Below are 16,068 nucleotides of genomic sequence, written 5' to 3'. Positions count from 1 at the left end.
GTGAAAGTCGTAGCGCGGCGAGATGTGACTGGCGAATTGCGCACCTGCAGCAAACAGGAGGGCCCCGCAGCGGCCGCCAACTATGCCGGACAACTTCAGGCGATCGCGCGGCCGGTCGCCGCGATGACCGCAACTTATCCGAACGAGAGCACCAGCACGCGGCACGCGCATCGGCGCGACCAGTTCATCCTGCAGATCACCGGCGTCACGGCGATGATGACCGAGCGCGGTCATTTCGTGGTTCCACCCGGCCATGGTTTATGGATTCCGGCTGGCGTTGTACATCAGTCGCGCGCCTGGGGTGAAGTCGAGGCCCAGACGATCTATGTCACGCCTGATCGCCGACGAGGAACGTCGGAGACGTGCCGCCTGGTTCGTGCATCCTCGCTCGTCGAAGCCCTGATGGACGAGGCGGTGCGGATGCCGCAGACCTACGACCAGGACGGACGCGACGGCAAGCTTCTCGAACTCCTGCTCGCCGAGATCTCACACATGCCGGAGGTGACGCTTCACGTGCAGGTGCCACCGGACCCCCGCCTTGCGGCGATCTGTAAGGCAGTGCTTGGCGACCCCTCCTCGGACCTCACGCTCGACGACTGGGCAGACAAATGCAGCCTCAGCCGGCGAACGCTGACGAGGCTGTTCCGCCGCGAGACCGGTCAGAGCTTTTCAGTGTGGCGACAACGCGTGCGGCTCCTGGAAGCTTTGGCACGCCTGGGCGCAGGCGAACCCGTCACATGCGTAGCGCTGGACGTGGGCTATGACAGCCCGAGCGCATTCGCCGCCATGTTTAAGCGCGAGCTAGGCGCTGCACCGCGGCATTATCTTCGCTGGACAGATCAAGAAGTCGTGCTGCGCTAGTCGCTAGCGACGACGCCGGTTCGTCGAGATGAAAGCCGCGCCGAGACAGCCATCTTGTAGTAAAGGTGGTCGCGCCAGCACGTGCGTTCGCCCGTAGCGAGGACCATCTTGCAGCAGAACCATGATGTGTCATCGCGGGCTGAAGCGTACAGGCGCCGTGATGGATCGCCTGGCGCCTGCCGGAGGTGCCGGTACCGGCGAGGCACGGTGCACCAGCGCGATCACCTCTCGGTCGAGTTCAGCCGAGCCTGCCGAACGGGCGAGGCTTGCGGAGAGCACCTTGCCTCGAGGTCGTTCACTCCGTAGACGATGTCGTCCGATTGATCCATAGTATTGCAATCGAACGACTTGTGTTGCGCCTTCGCGTGCTTGCCGGGCGCGGCGTCGACTGCTGAAACAGCGTCCGGTGGTCCGGCGACATCGGGGGTAGAATGACGAGACTTTTCCGGCGAATGCGATGGTGTCGGAGCGGAAGTCGGTCGAGGAGGCTACGATGTTCGTCGGATTTGGGAAATAGCGGCGCGCGGCGCGCTGGAAGTACAGCAGTGATATGCGCCATGGTCCGACACGCAATTGTGCTGGCGGCGGCTTTTGCCGCTGCCTTAGCACCTGCCACATGCTTTGGCGAAAGCAGCAAGCCGTTGCCCGCCAAGGCGACGCAGGAATTGCCGGCCGAGCTGCTCGCGCTGCTCGAACAGAAGAAGATGCCGAAATATTCCCCCATCCTTGTGCGTCTTTTCAAGGACGAGGCAGAGCTCGAAGTCTGGAAGCAGGACACGGCCGGCCGTTTCCAATTGCTGAAGACCTATCCGATCTGCCGGTGGTCGGGCGATCTCGGGCCGAAATTGTACGAGGGCGACCGACAGGCTCCGGAAGGCTTTTATACAGTTACGCCTGAGTTGATGAACCCCAACTCCAATTTCTATCTCTCGATCAACCTCGGCTATCCGAACAGCTTCGACAGGGCAAACAAGCGAAACGGCAGCTTCCTCATGATCCACGGCGACTGCTGGTCGAGCGGTTGCTATGCCATGACGGACGAGCAGATCAGCGAGATTTATTCGCTGGCGCGTGACTCATTCCGCGGCGGCCGAACATCGTTCCAGGTCCAGGCCTATCCGTTCCGCCTGACACCGGTGAATCTGGCGCGCCATCGAAACAATCCCAACCTGCCCTTCTGGGAAATGCTCAAGGTCGGCAACGATCATTTCGAGACGACACAACTCGAACCCAAAGTGGATGTGTGTAACCGCCGCTATGTGTTCGATGCGCAACCTTCCCCGAGTTCGCCGCACCCTCTCGTGTTCAATCCGATCGAGAAATGCCCTCCCTTTGTCGTCAATCCGGAAATCGCGCGAAGGGCGCTGGAAAAACGGCGCGCCGACGAGCGCGCGTACGCGCAATTGCTTGAAGACAACGTGCCAGTTGCCCCGATCTACAGCGGATTCGACGGCGGAATGAACAAGGCTTTTCTCGCACGGTATCCGGGCAGGGTGACGCTTGCGAAAGTGATGCCATATGCATCCTACCTGCCGCAATTGCCACCGATCCCCTGGACCGACAATGATGGTTCGTTGACGAGCAAATGGTTTGGTACCTGGTCCTCCAGATCGTCTATGTGTGATACGGCGCGTGCCGGCTTCCCATCGCGCCAGTGCTGAACACCTGTTGCGACTCAACAGTCCAGAGTGTTGTCTCGCTACCATTGTGTCAGATGGCGTGCGTAGTCGTTCCACTCCTCATGCTTCAGCTTGAGATAGGCGGGTACGAACTCCCCGAGATGATCCCGCAGCACGCTTGAAATGTTCGAGCGCTCGCAAGGCATCGAGCAGATTCATCGGGAGCCGCTTGGCCGAGGTCACGGTGTGCCTGAAGCTCTCGCGGAACCTGCGGAGGCCCGACCGATTGGCCGGGCGCATGCATTAGCAGCAATCGCTCTGTAGGTACGGCAATCGCTCTGGCGCAGCAGCAGACCCGATCCGCTAAATCATCGGCCGACATCCAAGCGGACGGAGAAAAACGATGATCTGGAAAAACATTGTCAGTCCTCGTGTGATCGCACCGGCTTCTGCGCGCTGGTCCGCAAAGTCTGTTTTTTGCTCGAAGACGGCTGTGACCGTGTCCGACATCGCCAGCATTCTTCAGAACCTATTTTTGGACCTACGCGATAGCTACCGGCCCGAGCTGCACTACATGCGTGGTCCTGGCCCGAAATGGCGGGCCAAGCATCAGCCTTGGCCAAAGTTCGCCGGACCAGAAGCGAACTGAGGTCCTGCGAACGGTACGCATCGGGGATGCTGCCGTCGGCAAGCTTTGTCGCAGAAACGGACAACGCGGGAAGGATTCGGGAAAGACGTCCAAGTTGTCCTGCCCAAGAACTTTACCAACTCTAGATCACGAGGTCCCGTCCTGCCCAAGTTCCCCCGCGGCCTTGCCGGCTCCGCATCCATAGCCGCCGCCATGAAGACGGTTGCCGGTCTTCCGCCAAAGTCACGTGCAAGCTTTGCCAATGGCCGATGCGTTCGCGGCACCTATACCCCATCGGACCAGGCGAAGGAGGTCACGAAATCCTGTAGCTTCACCAAGCCTTCGCGCCTCCTGGCGCGCTTCTCGGTGGCGGAAGGCCCAGACACCAACTACCTGTTATTGCGCGGATTCAGCTTCCGGCTTGGCAGCGATGGCGAGCGCTCGGATATTTTAACCCAGAGTGCCCCGGTTCATTTCGCGAGGACCCCCGACCAGATGCTGGCTTTCCTTCGAGCCCGTACTCCAGGACCCGACGGCAAGCCGGATCTGGAAATGGTCGAGACATTTTCAGTTGCCAATCCCGAGACGCTGCATCAGGCGAGCTACATCGCCGCGCATCCGCCTGCCGCAAGCTTTGCCTCAACAACCTATTGGGGCGTGCACGCGTTTCCCGCGACCAATTCAAGAGGCGAGACAAGGTTCATCAAGTTCAAGGTCACGCCAGTCGGCGAACAGGCGGCGAGGCGCAGGGCCGCAGCCAACGCAAAACCCACCGAGCTGCTGCACGACCTCGAATCCCGGATCGCGGCTCGCGATATGAGGTTCAGTGTGATGGCGCTGCTGGACCGTCCGGGCGACCCGGTCATGGACGTGACCGTCCGATGGCCCGATGAGGACGGACGCGAAGCGGTACGGCTGGGAACGATCGTGATCACTGGTGTCGAAGAAAATGATGCCTGCGACGAACCCGTGTTCAATCCGGCAACTCTGGCCGAAGGAATCGGTCATCCGTTGGACGAGATGTTTGCGGTGCGTCGCGCCGCTTACGCTATCTCGCAGGCAACGCGTCGCTGAGCGAAAAGGCTTCTGCCGGGGCTCCGATCACTTCTTGCTTTCCGGTGCACCCTGCGCCTCGCGGCGCCACGTTCCCGGGCTGACGCCGACCACAGACGAAAACACCCTCGTGAAGTGGCTTTGATTGGCGAACCCGGCCGATATTGCGATTTCCGACAGCGACAGGTCGCGAACCGTCATCAGTTGCTTGGCCGCCTTCACACGCTGGCGCAGCAGCCACTGGTGCGGCGGCAGGCCGGTGGAGATGCGAAACGCGCGCGAAAAGTGGCTGATCGAAAGATCGAACTCGGCCGCGATTTCCTGCAACGAAAGCTTTCCGCCGAGATCGGATTCCAGCCTTTCGCAGACGCGCTTGACCTGCCACGGCGCAAGGCCGCCGCGATTCGGTTCAGTGCAGGGACGTAGCCCGCCGTAGGCCTGGGCGACGTGTGCGGTGAGCGCGAGCATCATGTGATCGATGAAAAGCTGGTTCGTCTCGTCTGGCCGACGCAGCGCTTGTTGCAATGACGCGCCGATATGACGGACGACCGTGTCGTCATGGCCTACGCCGAGTTCACAGGCAAGCTGACCGACGCGCGGCATGCGGGGCTGCTCAGTGAGAGCGTCGAGCGCCGAGCGCGGCAAATAGAAAAACAGGGAGTGGAACGGCTTGTCGATCACGTAGCGCGGATCGCGCTTGAGATCGTACAGATAGGTCGCTCCCGCGGGAACATCCGCTTTCATCACGCACTTGCCATTTTCCCAGAGTTCGCAGTCGGGATAATCGTGAAGTTTGAGGCTGACGACGAAAGCATCCTCCGCGGTAAAGGAACCGGAAAGACCCGGCACTGGATTGTCATCCCGGGTTTCGGTGACCGCGAGCTCCACCCCGCGCAGCGAACTCGTTATCAGCGAGGGCGGCGCATCCTTCAGGTGCAAAAACCGCCCGAGCTTCCGGCCGAAGGCGCTCGCCTGGGTCATAGGATAACTCTCTCAGCGAAGTTGGACTGACAAGCGCCCGCACGTGATTTCGTGAACCATTATCTGACGCTAGCGCACGGTCGTCCAGTTTCGTCGTGGCAGTTTCGTGACACAAAGCTCGATGTCTGCTCGAGAACGTCAGCGATTTTGTCCATTCGCTGCCGCTTACGACGGCTCCCGGCGTCGATTGCCTATTTCGACAGCAGTTAACCGCCACCGTCCGCCGCGCTGATTGCGACTTAATCGCGGCGCGGGCGCCTAGCATCAGCTTACAGCAGGATCAGGCAAAGCACGGGAGTTTTGAGAAAGACGCTGGGCCTCTACCCGCTTAGAACGCGCGCCGAACGCTCAACGATGCTCCTCGAAGCTAGGACAGGTTCATGAGCCAGCCAATCTTGCGCGATCATTCGCACCAACAAAACCAGTCAGACGCTTCCGGCGCGCAGCAGCGTTATTTGCAGGTTTCCGACCGCCGTCCTGCCGATGTTGAGATGGCACGCGTGCTTCACACCAAACCACTCAGCATGGCTTTGGACCCCTCTGGGAGCGCGATCGCTCACTGGAAACATGAGCCATTGCACGACGTCGTCGAGCCTATGAGCCATCACGTCATCATGGCTTACAACGGCTCGATGCAGCGCATGGAGCGTCGGACAGGCAGATCGGTTGCGATCGGAACGTTTCGGCCTGGTGTATTGATAATCATTCCGGAAGGATCAAGCTCACGATGGGATATTCCGAAACCTGTTGATGTCGTTCAGCTCTATCTTCCTCACGCAGTGCTCAAGCGCGTCGCTGACGAAGCCAACACCGCCACACCGATCGACCTCGTGGAGCGAACGGCGCATCACGACCCCATTACGTCCCGATTGATCTTGAGCGCGACGGATGTCCTGGAGAGCAATGAGGCGCTGGATACGCTGTTCAGGCACCAATTAATAGACCTCCTGGCCACGCGTCTTCTGGCTGCGCACACCGGCTCGCCAACGACGATCCAGCCAACAATGGGCGGACTTTCGCCGAAGGTCCTGCTCCGTGCCACCGACCGCTTGCGCTCGGACAGCGATTCGGACGTCTCGCTCGCGGCGCTGGCTTCGGATGCCGGTCTATCGCGCTTTCATTTCTGCCGTGCCTTCAAGGAAAGCACCGGGCTTTCGCCTCATGCCTGGCTGCGCCAGTACCGGCTCGAGCAGGCCATGAGCATGCTGCGCGATAGCGATGAATCCGTCGTCTCGATCGCGGCGGCCCTCGGCTACTCCTCCCAGACCGCCTTCGCCGCGGCATTCAAGAAACTGACCGGCGAAACGCCAAGCGACTGGAGACGTCACAAGCGTTGACGGCATTCGTTCTACCGTAACAAGCTTTTCCCGCACTTATGGCCGACCACGTCCATGGCTTTCCCCCACGGCATCACTGCGGTTCTAGCGGTGAGTGGGAAATCGGCGGTGTTTGGAGCGGCGCGTTCTCGCACGATGACACTCATCGACCGGGCTCAACCTCGCGATGGGTATTCCCGGGTTCTTGAAACATGATGCTGTAATCCGCAGACAACAGTCGAGCGCGTTGTCCGGCACGGCATCCCCTGCGATCTCTTGGACCGCGATCCGGTCGGTCATTGACGCGTTGTCGCCGATGGCAATGCCGCCGCACCGGCGAACACTTGCGCGGACATCGATACCGATGTCTCACTCGCGAGGCGGGCTTGTCGAGCTTCCACTTCTGCCGAGCCTTCAAGGAAAGCACCGGGATCTCTCCGCCCGTTCGGCTGCGCCACAGTACCGCTCGATCACCATGAACATGCTGCAAGTCGCCGACGCATGGTTTTTCTTCGCTGGCGACGGAGCTCGGCTACGCGGTCTCGTACGCCCTCGCCGTGGCGTTCAGCGATTGGTTGGGCGAAAGCCCTGGCGCAACGCCGCATGCGTTAGCAGCAATCGCTCTGCAGGTACAGCAATTGCTCTGGCGCAGTCGCATCTTCGGTCCGCTAGATCATGAGGGTGCCCCACGCCCCAGCAGACGGAGACAACATGCTCAGGAAGAACTTGGTCGACCGGCTTGCAATCACTTCACGCCGAAAAGGCTTCGTGACCGCACTCGTGTACGGACTTTCGTTGGGAGTTCGCTTCACTTCAGCAGCGGGGGAGGAGGTGGAAATTCCAGCGCAGGCCGTGCAACGGACCAGCCCCGTGATTTCCATCATGTCCAAAGTAGGCGCCCAGCTCCCCTACCAGAACTGGGGCCCGAGCCCAGCTTTGCCCGTGACCCTTAACCGTGGCTGGGCATCCCCTTTCGGAGGCTGCCGCGCGGCTTGTGAAAACCCCATGCCGATGTCTTCGGCACCGAACTGCCTACCATAGGCCCGCCGGTCTTCGGTCCGCCTGTTCGCGTCGGCGTCGATCGGAGGATGCTTGCCGCCAGAGAGAAGCGGCGGTGCACTACCGAGAAAATCAAACCAAGGAGTAGATCACATGCGACTTGTTATCATAGGAGCCGGCTTCGCTGGCATGTACGCCGCACTTTCCGCAGCCCGCCTGCGCGATATCCAGGGCGTTTCGCCCGAGGAGCTCGAGATCGCGCTGGTCGCGCCAGAGCCAACGCTGGTGGTCCGGCCGCGGCTGTACGAACCGAAGCCCGAGACCCTGACGGCGCCACTGCTGGATGTGCTCAAGGCCGTCGATGTTACTTACGTGCAAGGCAGCGCCGAAACCATCGACGCCAAATCCCGCACGGTGGGCATCGTCGCCACCAAGGGTGCGAAGAAGACCCTTTCCTACGACCGGCTGGTGGTGGCGACCGGCAGCCGGCTATTCCGTCCGAACATTCCGGGCCTCAGCGAGCACGGATTCAGCGTCGACTCGCTCGATGATGCAATCGCCCTCGACAAGCATTTGCACGGCCTGGCGAAACGGCCGGCGGCGAACGGGCGTGACACGGTTGTCGTTGCCGGCGGCGGTTTCACCGGCATCGAGGCGGCCACCGAGATGCCCTCGCGACTGCGCGGAATCCTCGGCAAGGACGCCAAGACGCGCGTCATCATCGTCGACCGCAACAAGGCGATCGCGCCTGATATGGGCGAAGGCCCCCGTCCTGTCATCGAAGAGGCCCTGCGCAAGCTCGGCGTGGAAACCCGGCTTGGCGCCGGCATTACATCGCTGGACGAATCCGGCGTCACGCTTTCCGACGGCGAACACATCGAGGCCGCGACCGTGATCTGGGCGGCAGGTATTCGCGCGGCACCGTTGACCCAGCAGATCCCGGCCGAGCGCGACAATTTCGGCCGCCTACTGGTCGACCGGGATTTGCGCGTGCCATCAGTGCCAGGTGTCTTCGCTACCGGCGATGCCGCCAGGGCCGCAAGCGACGATATCGGCAATTACGCGCTGATGTCGTGTCAGCACGCCACGCGAATGGGCGCTTTTGCCGGCAACAACGCCGCCGCCGAACTGCTGGGCGTTCCGACCAAGCCCTATCACCAGAAGGGCTATGTCACCTGCCTGGACCTCGGCGAAGCCGGTGCCCTGTTCACCGTTGGCTGGGAACGCAAAGTGGCGATGGTCGGCGAGGTCGCCAAGAAGACCAAGCAGGAGATCAACACCGTCTGGATCTATCCGCCGCAGCCCGAGCGTGCCGCCGCGCTGGCCGCTGCCGATCCGGAGCGTGTGACTGACGTGAGTGGCTTCTTCTAGATGCTTCACGCGAAACGGGCCGCGCTTCTCGCTGGCTGCGCGGCCAACTCAACCGAGATCAGCCAGTAGCCTTGAACATGAAACAGGAGATCGAACATGGACGTCGACACGAGCCTTGCCAACACCTCACACCCCGGCGGACCGGGGCCCAACGAACTGGTTCCGTCGCGCTACGCGGTTCAGGTCGGCGACATTGACGTGCTGGTCGTCAGCGACGGCGTGCTACCGCTCCCAACCGCGATGCTGGCACACAACATCGACCCGGCCGTCCGGGCGACCTGGCTGAAAGACATGTTCCTGCCGCCCGACGCTTACGATTGGGCGCTGAATGTGGTCGTGGTGCGCAGCGGCGACCGGACCATACTCGTCGATGCTGGGCTTGGGCTCGACCCGGACTTGCACTTGCCGCGCGCCGGGCAATTGATCAAGCGACTGGAGGCCGCCGGCATCGATCTTGCGTCCGTGACCGACGTGGTGCTGACCCACATGCACATGGACCACATCGGTGGGCTGCTCGTCGAAGGGGTCAAGGAACGGCTACGTCCGGACCTGCGGATCCACGTGGCGGCCGCCGAGGTCAAGTTCTGGGAGGCGCCCGATTTCTCCCACGTCGCCATGCCGCCGGGTTTCCCGGACGCGCTTCGATCGACCGCCAAGCGGTTCGTGAAAGAGTACCGCAGCCAGCTACGGCCGTTCGAGGAGGAGTACGAGGTGGCACCGGGAGTGATCGTCACTCGCACCGGCGGCCACACCCCCGGGCACAGCGTGGTCCGCGTGGCGTCCGGCGGCGACCGGCTGACGTTCGCCGGCGACCTCGTGTTCGCGGTCGGGTTCGAGCACCCCGACTGGTACAACGGCTTCGAACACGATCCCGAGGAGTCGGCCCGCGTTCGTATCAATCTGTTGCGGGAACTGGCTGAGACCGGTGGACTGCTGGTGGCCACTCACCTGCCGTTCCCGTCCGTCGGACATGTGGCAGTCGACGGCGACGCCTTTCGCTGGGTGCCGGTCTTCTGGGACTACTGATCGCACAGTTCGATCGAGAGGCGCATCGTAAGCACCTCATTCGATAAGGGCCGCGTTACCGGCGCCGGAGCGCGGCCCGCTCACCCAAAATCCTCTTGGAGCTCGACCTCGATGAAACACGAGACCGTGCGCGCCTCGCAAGTCAACGGCTGCGCCTTCTGCGTGCACATGCATATCAAGGAAGTCACCCTCCACGGCGAGTGCGCGCTCCCGTTGATGACCCCGGCGCAACCTGAGTGTCCGCGCAAAGATGCTGCTGGCTTCACGGACCCTCCGCACGGCGATCGCGCCTCGAAGCCGCGCGATGGGAGAGTGTGATGAACGTCGTTGTCTTTGGTTCAACGGGGTCGACAGGACGGCTCGTCGTTGAGTCCGCCTTGTCCGCGGGTCACGTCGTCACTGCCTTTGTCCGTGACCCGAAGCGCATGCCCTTGACGCATCCGAATCTCAGGATCGTCGAGGGCGATGCAATGGATGCAGCCTCGGTGGCATCTGCGGTCCAAGGTGCGGATGCGGTGATCTGCACGTTGGGGATGGTACCTCAGGCGAAGGAGGATCTGGGTCGACGCCAGCCCGGTGTCCCGGTTTGCTCGGTGGGAACCAAGAACATTCTGGCCGCCATGCCTCCAGGCCAGGGCCGACTCATCGTTGAGAGCTCGGTGAGTGTCGGTGAGAGCTACCGCACCGGGAGTTTTGGCGCAGGCTTCATGGTCAAGCTCGCACTCAAGGAGGTGATGGCAGACAAGGAGGCGCAGGAGGCAGCTGTCCGGGAGAGTGACTGCGATTGGACGATCGTTCGACCGGCGACGCTGACATTCAAGCGTGCTCGCGGAAACCTGAAGGCCGGGACCGATCTGCGCTGGAACATCACCTCAACAGCCACCCGCGCGGACGTGGCCGAGTATTTGGTCAAGATCCTCGATGACCCCGCGACATACAAGAAGGCCATAACGGTGCGCAACTAGGTTTGGCGACGAATTGCGGTGAACCGCGATCTCCGCCGATGGCGGCCGGAACGCGAGTGAATGGGCAGAGCTGTCAGCGACAACAACCGTTGCAGGAGGGTATTGTGGTGCATGCTAACAAGAAGGCGGTCGGCTTGGTGCTGTGCCTCGGCGCTGTCGTGCTTGTGGCTGGTGGCTGGGCGTATGCCCATTCGAACGAGACATTCACCGATAACGCCTATATTCGCGGCGAAATGACCTCGCTCGCGCCGAAGGCTGCAGGCTACGTCACGGCCGTGGAGGTTCAGGATAACCAGACCGTTCGTGCAGGCGACGTCCTGTTCCGGATCGACGATCGCGACTACCGCGCACGCCTGGCGCAAGCCGAGGCCAATGTCGAAGCCGCCCAAGCCCGCCTCACCAATGTCGATGCGGAGATCCAACTCCAGCATGCCCTGATACGGCAGGCCGAAGCTCAAAGACTTGCGAGCGTGGCCGAGCTGAATCTGGCGCGAAAGGCCTCCGATCGCCGCCGCGAACTGATCCGCACCAACGCGGTCAGCCAGGCGCAGGTCGATGAAAGCGATGCGGCGCTATCGAGAACCGAGGCGGGGGTGTCGGCGGCGGCGGCAACGGTGGAGGCCCAGCGGGCACGCATCGCCGTCCTTGCCAGCCAGCGCGAAGCTGCACTTGCTGCAGTGGCGCAAGCGCACGCCGCACGCGATCTCGCCCAGATCGATCTCGACCACACCGTGGTGCATGCGCCGGTCGACGGCGTCGTCGGCAACCGCCAGGTTCGCGTCGGCCGGCTTGTCACGCCGGGCACCTCCTTGCTCGATATCGTTCCGGTCAAGGACGTGTGGGTGGTGGCGAACTTCAAGGAAAGCCAGATCGAACATATCCGGCCCGGTCAGCGCGCCCGCATCAAGGTGGACGGCTATCCGAACCAGACGATTGAAGGTGTGGTGGACAGCTTTGCGCCCGGCAGCGGTTCTGCGTTCACCCTGCTCCCCGCTGACAATGCGACGGGGAACTTCATTCGTGTCGTTCAACGGGTGCCTGTGAAAATCCGCTTCGACAGAAATCCATTGCCCGGCCGCGTCGTGCCTGGCCTGTCGGCGCGTGTCCAAATAGATCGAGGAAGCGGCACATGACCGCGATCGCCGACGCCACGCCAGGCTACGACAGGCGCGCGGCAGGAAGCATTCTTGTCGCAGGCATCGTGCTCGCCACTCTGACGGAGGCGATCGCAAGCACCGTCCTGTCGCTCGGACGCAACGACATCATTGGCGACACCCATGCGACTCCCGACGAGTTCGCCTGGCTGGACATCGGATACACCGCAACAAAGCTAGTCGGGTTCATGGCCGCCTCCTGGCTCATGACACGCACCAGTCCGCGCCGCCTGATCATCGGTTCGACGCTGGTCATGGGCACTACCTGCGGCATCGCCACCATCACGTATCGGTTAGATCTGCTGGTCGCACTCCGCATCATACAGGGCTTCTCCGGCGGCACCTTGCTTGTCGCGGGACAGTCGATCATTTTTCTCGCCTATCCGCGATCCTGCCAGCCGATCCTTCAGGCTCTGTTTGCGATGGGGTCTGTGGTGGCTCCTGCGACCATCGCTCCGGCGCTCCAGGGATGGTTGATCGACAGCCAGTCGTGGGCATGGATCTTCTTCGGCGTTGTTCCGGTAGCCCTCGCCGCTATCGGACTTCTGCTGATCGCAGACGGCCCCAGGCCCGTTGCGGCTGCGCGCCTTCCGTTCGACTGGGTCGGCTTCTTGCTGATCTCAGTCACATTCTTCTGCTTCACCTATGTTCTCAACCAAGGCAGCCGATGGCGCTGGTTCGAAGAGCCTCGCATCGCGTGGCTGACCGTGATCGGCGCAGCCGCCTTGCTGGCGTTTCTCAGCCAACAGGCGATGGCCAAAAGCCAAGGCTTGTTCGATTTCACCCTGTTCCGGTCGAGCGATTTTTCCTTCGCCTTCATCGTCAGTTTCGTCGCCGGTGCCGCCTTGTTCGGCAGCGCGTTCCTGATCCCGTCGTTTGCCGTGTCCGTACTCGCGTTCACGCCAAGTGAGGCCGGCCAGCTCCTATTGCCGAGCGGCGCGCTTTTCGTCGGCGCGCTCCTCATTGCTGCCTTTCTCATGCAGGTCAGGGGCGCTCCCCCTATCGCCACGGTGCCGTTCGGAATCCTGATGATCATGGCCGCGATGTGGATGCTGTCCGGCTCGACCAGCGAAAGTGGCGCCGACGACATGATGGCCGCCATCCTGCTTCGCGGCTTTGGACTTGGCTTCCTCTTCCTGTCGATCACCCTTATCGCTTTCAGCGACCTCAACGGCCGCAATCGAGCGTCCGGCATCGGTCTTTTCAACGCCGGGCGCCAGCTCGGTGGCCTCATGGGGGTAGCCGGGCTCCAGACCATGATCGACCACAATGTCACCACCAATGCCACGGTGCTCAGCGCCAGTGTCACCGCAGGCCTTCCCGCGGTCAGCGAGCGGCTGGGAACGACGAGTGCCATGCTCGCAGCACGAGGAATGGACAGCGTGGCCGCCGGCCGGACTGCGATGGGTCTGTTGGGTCGAGCCCTCACCGGTCAATCCACGGTGATCGCTTTCGACACCGCGTTCGCTGCCATCGCTCTTCTTTTCGTCATCGCTGCGCCGGTTCTGGTCACCATCAAGATCGCGTTTGCCCTGCACGCGAAGAAGCGCGCGGCGCAGTTAGCCCGAACCGAGGAGCCGTACATGACATACCCCGCGTCGAAACCCTCCCGCCAAGCCAATGCCGTGTCGAGGCCAGACCCTCGCGCCGAGATCGTGCTGGCGGTCAGCGAGGCCCTCGCCCATCCGAGCGGCGCGCCCGCTGACCTCGATAGTATTTTGGACCGAAGCGGATACTCGAAGGAAGACATTCTATCGGCATTCAAGTGCGTCGACGAGCTCATCGTCGCGATCGCCGAACACAAAGCCTCCCTCATATCGCAGCCGTTGGTGAGGAGAGCGCACCCCGGCACCGTAGATGATGCACGCGAGACACTCATCGCGTTCGGCCGCGTTGCCTGGGAGGAATACTCGACCACCCTGGTCGGGTTCGTTCGGATGATGATGACCGAGGGTGCACGCAATCCTGCGCTGAAGAAGCGGGTGCACGAGGCGGGACAAGCGATTGTCACACTCAAGCTACGGGAGTTTCTGTCCGCAGCAAATGAGCGGGGGATCCTGTCGATATCGGACGCTCAGCTATACGCCGAGCAATTGCTGGGACTACTGAGAGAACCGCTCTACCAGGCGCTGATGCTGACTCCGGCAATGAGCCTGGAAGCCCCAGCCGCCGACCGCGTCAGAGCCGGTATCGAAAGCTTCATTCATGGATGCGGGAGCACGCGGAGCATGAAGCGATGAGCGCAGCCAATGATATTGGCCGGTCAAGATGGTCTGGCCCGAGCGAGAGCCCTTCAAGACTGAAGGTTGTCGGCGACGTCCCGGCGGACCTGGCGAACAGCATCGACGATAATGGGTCCCTGGTGACAGTCGACCCCGCCGACTGGATCGTCTGTTTCGTGCCCGGCCTTCGACGGCAATGGTGGCATCGCTTCGTCCATCACAGACATAAGCATGTCTTTGCGATGCGGCCCACGAGCACGGGGAGTTGGCTGCTCGTCGAGCCGTGGTGGACGCGCATGATGGTGACGATCCTGCCACCGGCCGATGCCGTCAGATTTCTTCGGTGGGGTGCGACGGGCGATATCCTGCGGGTCCGCGAAGCGGTCCCGGGCAAAGCGAGCCAGCTTCGCGGTTGGTCGAACTGCGCGGTTCTCTCGGCGTTCTTGCTCGGCCGACCGAGCTGGACATGGACGCCGCACGGTCTCTACCGGCAGCTACTGCGCGAAAGGTCAACGCGGCGCGAGAACGTGCAGCAACTTCTCGTCGACCAGTTCACCAAAGTCGTCAGCCATTACTCGTCCAACGCGCTGAGTGTCAGTGCCGACCAGCTTTCCTTGCCACTCAGGGAGCTACTCATCATCATTGGGCGCAATCTCCTCGAAACGATGATGACGCCGTCGTTGCTGGAGGTCTGTCATACAGCCATACTTGAAGCGGACCGCTACCCCGATGCGACACGGGCCTACGCGCAACATGGACCTACGCCAGCCATCGCGGTCCTTACGAAAATTCTGGCAAAAGCGAAGCAGGCCGGAGAAATCGATCTAGCACATTGCGAAGCCGGCGCCCGCCAGTTTCTTGGGATGCTCCATGGAAACGTCCATCTGGAGGCCGTGCTTCAGCTCGGCGACGTACCAACGCTTTCCGACATCGATTTGCGCGCTCGCACCGCGGTGAAAGTCTTTCTCGACGGCGCCGAGCCTGACGAGAGGACAGGAATCGTTGCGCGAGCGGCATTGACGGCATGACTGGTGCCACTCGCAGCGACAATCCTACTGTGAGGTGGGGTTGCCATGGCCAGGATGCGCCGGTCTCTCTACATACTCGCAGCACGGCGCAGCTGCCCCCATGCGTCGCCGACGACAAAGAAACGAAGTGGGAGGATGCCGGCTATGTCGGCCGGCTCTAATCCAGACAGAACGTTGAAAGCGGTTCTGTCGGGCGGCCTTCGGGTCGGCTTCGCCTCCGCCTCGGCGGGTAAAGTAGATCACAATGCCGAGAGTGGCCCCGCCGATTGGTCGCCAAAATCACCGTTTGAAAAACCGTTTCAGTTCGGTCGTCTCAAACGGTTCGCGAGGGCAAGTCCTTGAAGAACTTGGTGGGCGCACCAGGGCTCGAACCTGGGACCCGCTGATTAAGAGTCAGCCTTGGGTTGAGAACGATCAATGACTTGCTGGTCGCACGACCGGGCTTATCCGACTGAAAGTGGGCGTTCGTCACACGATCAAAGTGCTGCATTTCACCGGCTAACATCCGCGCGGTCGGAGCATCCGCGGGGTAGACCCTGGCATCTGGTTGGCGCCGTGTCTCTTGCAAGCTACCGTTAGAGCGGCTCACGCGACGGATTGGAGCCTTTTCCGTTCCGATTGATCGAATCCTCGGGTACCCTCATTCTGCCGCGTCGGCGGAACTGGCGAAGTTGATAGATAGCTGCATGGAGAGCGGAGATGGGCCGGCTCGATAAGCAGATGGATCCGTTCCACCCTGCCGCGCATCTGACGACGTCGGATGGCGTCCCCGACAATCTTGGGCTTGAGCAAGTCGACACGTCGTCGTCCGTTGAACCGGCCCGAGAGAAAGCCGCCTCGTCACC

At 61.8% G+C, this 16,068-nt stretch carries 14 protein-coding genes and 3 pseudogenes; 14 read left to right on the top strand and 3 right to left on the bottom strand.

What is annotated here, in order from left to right:
* A complete protein-coding gene (locus tag I6F31_RS10855; RefSeq protein WP_225185378.1) occupies positions 1 to 861 on the top strand; it encodes a helix-turn-helix transcriptional regulator in 861 nt (286 codons plus the stop codon).
* 129 nt (positions 862 to 990) lie between these two features.
* Here I6F31_RS10855 and I6F31_RS10850 read toward each other — a convergent pair whose 3' ends face one another.
* The gene (locus I6F31_RS10850) at positions 991 to 1,140 is read right to left on the bottom strand and encodes an energy transducer TonB (RefSeq protein ID WP_338060694.1); all 150 of its coding nucleotides are present in this window, start codon (positions 1,138 to 1,140) and stop codon (positions 991 to 993) included.
* 154 nt (positions 1,141 to 1,294) lie between these two features.
* Between I6F31_RS10850 and I6F31_RS10845 the strand changes: the two are divergent.
* Together I6F31_RS10845 and I6F31_RS10840 are read left to right on the top strand one after the other, a co-directional pair.
* Positions 1,295 to 1,378: pseudogene (locus I6F31_RS10845) on the top strand (nitroreductase); the annotation flags it as partial.
* 40 nt (positions 1,379 to 1,418) lie between these two features.
* Positions 1,419 to 2,522 (top strand): murein L,D-transpeptidase family protein, encoded by a 1,104-nt coding sequence (locus I6F31_RS10840; protein WP_346656479.1) that lies wholly within the window; start codon positions 1,419 to 1,421, stop codon positions 2,520 to 2,522.
* A 38-nt stretch (positions 2,523 to 2,560) separates the two neighbouring features.
* Here the strand turns inward: I6F31_RS10840 and I6F31_RS10835 are convergent.
* A pseudogene (locus I6F31_RS10835) lies at positions 2,561 to 2,729 on the bottom strand (type III glutamate--ammonia ligase); the annotation flags it as partial.
* Positions 2,730 to 2,883: 154 nt separating this feature from the next.
* Between I6F31_RS10835 and I6F31_RS10830 the strand changes: the two are divergent.
* A complete protein-coding gene (locus I6F31_RS10830) occupies positions 2,884 to 3,129 on the top strand; it encodes a hypothetical protein (protein WP_157784020.1) in 246 nt (81 codons plus the stop codon).
* Positions 3,130 to 3,321: 192 nt separating this feature from the next.
* Positions 3,322 to 4,182: a catalase gene (locus I6F31_RS10825; protein WP_225185377.1), complete on the top strand. Its 861-nt coding sequence runs from the start codon at positions 3,322 to 3,324 to the stop codon at positions 4,180 to 4,182.
* A gap of 27 nt (positions 4,183 to 4,209) precedes the next feature.
* Here I6F31_RS10825 and I6F31_RS10820 read toward each other — a convergent pair whose 3' ends face one another.
* Positions 4,210 to 5,142, bottom strand: coding sequence for an AraC family transcriptional regulator (locus tag I6F31_RS10820; RefSeq protein WP_225148541.1), 933 nt, complete (start codon positions 5,140 to 5,142; stop codon positions 4,210 to 4,212).
* Between the two features lie 491 nt (positions 5,143 to 5,633).
* Here I6F31_RS10820 and I6F31_RS10815 point away from each other — a divergent pair, with 491 nt between their 5' ends.
* The 9 genes and pseudogenes from I6F31_RS10815 to I6F31_RS10775 all read left to right on the top strand — a co-directional run bounded on the left by I6F31_RS10815 (position 5,634) and on the right by I6F31_RS10775 (position 15,223).
* Positions 5,634 to 6,479, top strand: coding sequence for an AraC family transcriptional regulator (locus I6F31_RS10815; protein WP_225114641.1), 846 nt, complete (start codon positions 5,634 to 5,636; stop codon positions 6,477 to 6,479).
* Between the two features lie 1,131 nt (positions 6,480 to 7,610).
* Entirely contained in the window at positions 7,611 to 8,828 is a 1,218-nt protein-coding gene (locus I6F31_RS10810; protein ID WP_036008100.1) for an NAD(P)/FAD-dependent oxidoreductase, read from the top strand.
* A gap of 96 nt (positions 8,829 to 8,924) precedes the next feature.
* A complete protein-coding gene (locus I6F31_RS10805) occupies positions 8,925 to 9,854 on the top strand; it encodes an MBL fold metallo-hydrolase (RefSeq protein WP_225148543.1) in 930 nt (309 codons plus the stop codon).
* 111 nt (positions 9,855 to 9,965) lie between these two features.
* Positions 9,966 to 10,172 carry a hypothetical protein gene (locus I6F31_RS10800; protein WP_225148544.1) on the top strand — a complete coding sequence of 69 codons (207 nt, stop codon included), beginning with the start codon at positions 9,966 to 9,968 and terminating at the stop codon, positions 10,170 to 10,172.
* Entirely contained in the window at positions 10,172 to 10,819 is a 648-nt protein-coding gene (locus tag I6F31_RS10795) for an NAD(P)-binding oxidoreductase (RefSeq protein WP_036032483.1), read from the top strand. The genes I6F31_RS10800 and I6F31_RS10795 overlap by 1 nt, the downstream gene beginning before the upstream one ends.
* 89 nt (positions 10,820 to 10,908) lie before the next feature.
* On the top strand, positions 10,909 to 11,952 hold the full coding sequence (locus I6F31_RS10790; RefSeq protein ID WP_225185376.1) for an HlyD family secretion protein: 1,044 nt from the start codon (positions 10,909 to 10,911) through the stop codon (positions 11,950 to 11,952).
* Positions 11,949 to 13,526, top strand: a pseudogene (locus tag I6F31_RS10785) (DHA2 family efflux MFS transporter permease subunit); the annotation flags it as partial. The gene I6F31_RS10790 and the pseudogene I6F31_RS10785, both read left to right, overlap by 4 nt.
* Before the next feature lie 30 nt (positions 13,527 to 13,556).
* Entirely contained in the window at positions 13,557 to 14,213 is a 657-nt protein-coding gene (locus I6F31_RS36500) for a TetR/AcrR family transcriptional regulator C-terminal domain-containing protein (RefSeq protein ID WP_225185645.1), read from the top strand.
* Positions 14,210 to 15,223 carry a TetR/AcrR family transcriptional regulator C-terminal domain-containing protein gene (locus tag I6F31_RS10775; protein ID WP_225114614.1) on the top strand — a complete coding sequence of 338 codons (1,014 nt, stop codon included), beginning with the start codon at positions 14,210 to 14,212 and terminating at the stop codon, positions 15,221 to 15,223. The genes I6F31_RS36500 and I6F31_RS10775 overlap by 4 nt, the downstream gene beginning before the upstream one ends.
* The last annotated feature ends 845 nt before the right edge of the window (positions 15,224 to 16,068 follow it).

The sequence above is a fragment of the Bradyrhizobium sp. NBAIM01 genome (genome assembly GCF_020194115.1).
Lineage (GTDB): Bacteria > Pseudomonadota > Alphaproteobacteria > Rhizobiales > Xanthobacteraceae > Bradyrhizobium > Bradyrhizobium yuanmingense.
This window is presented reverse-complemented; position numbering and strand designations above follow the sequence as displayed.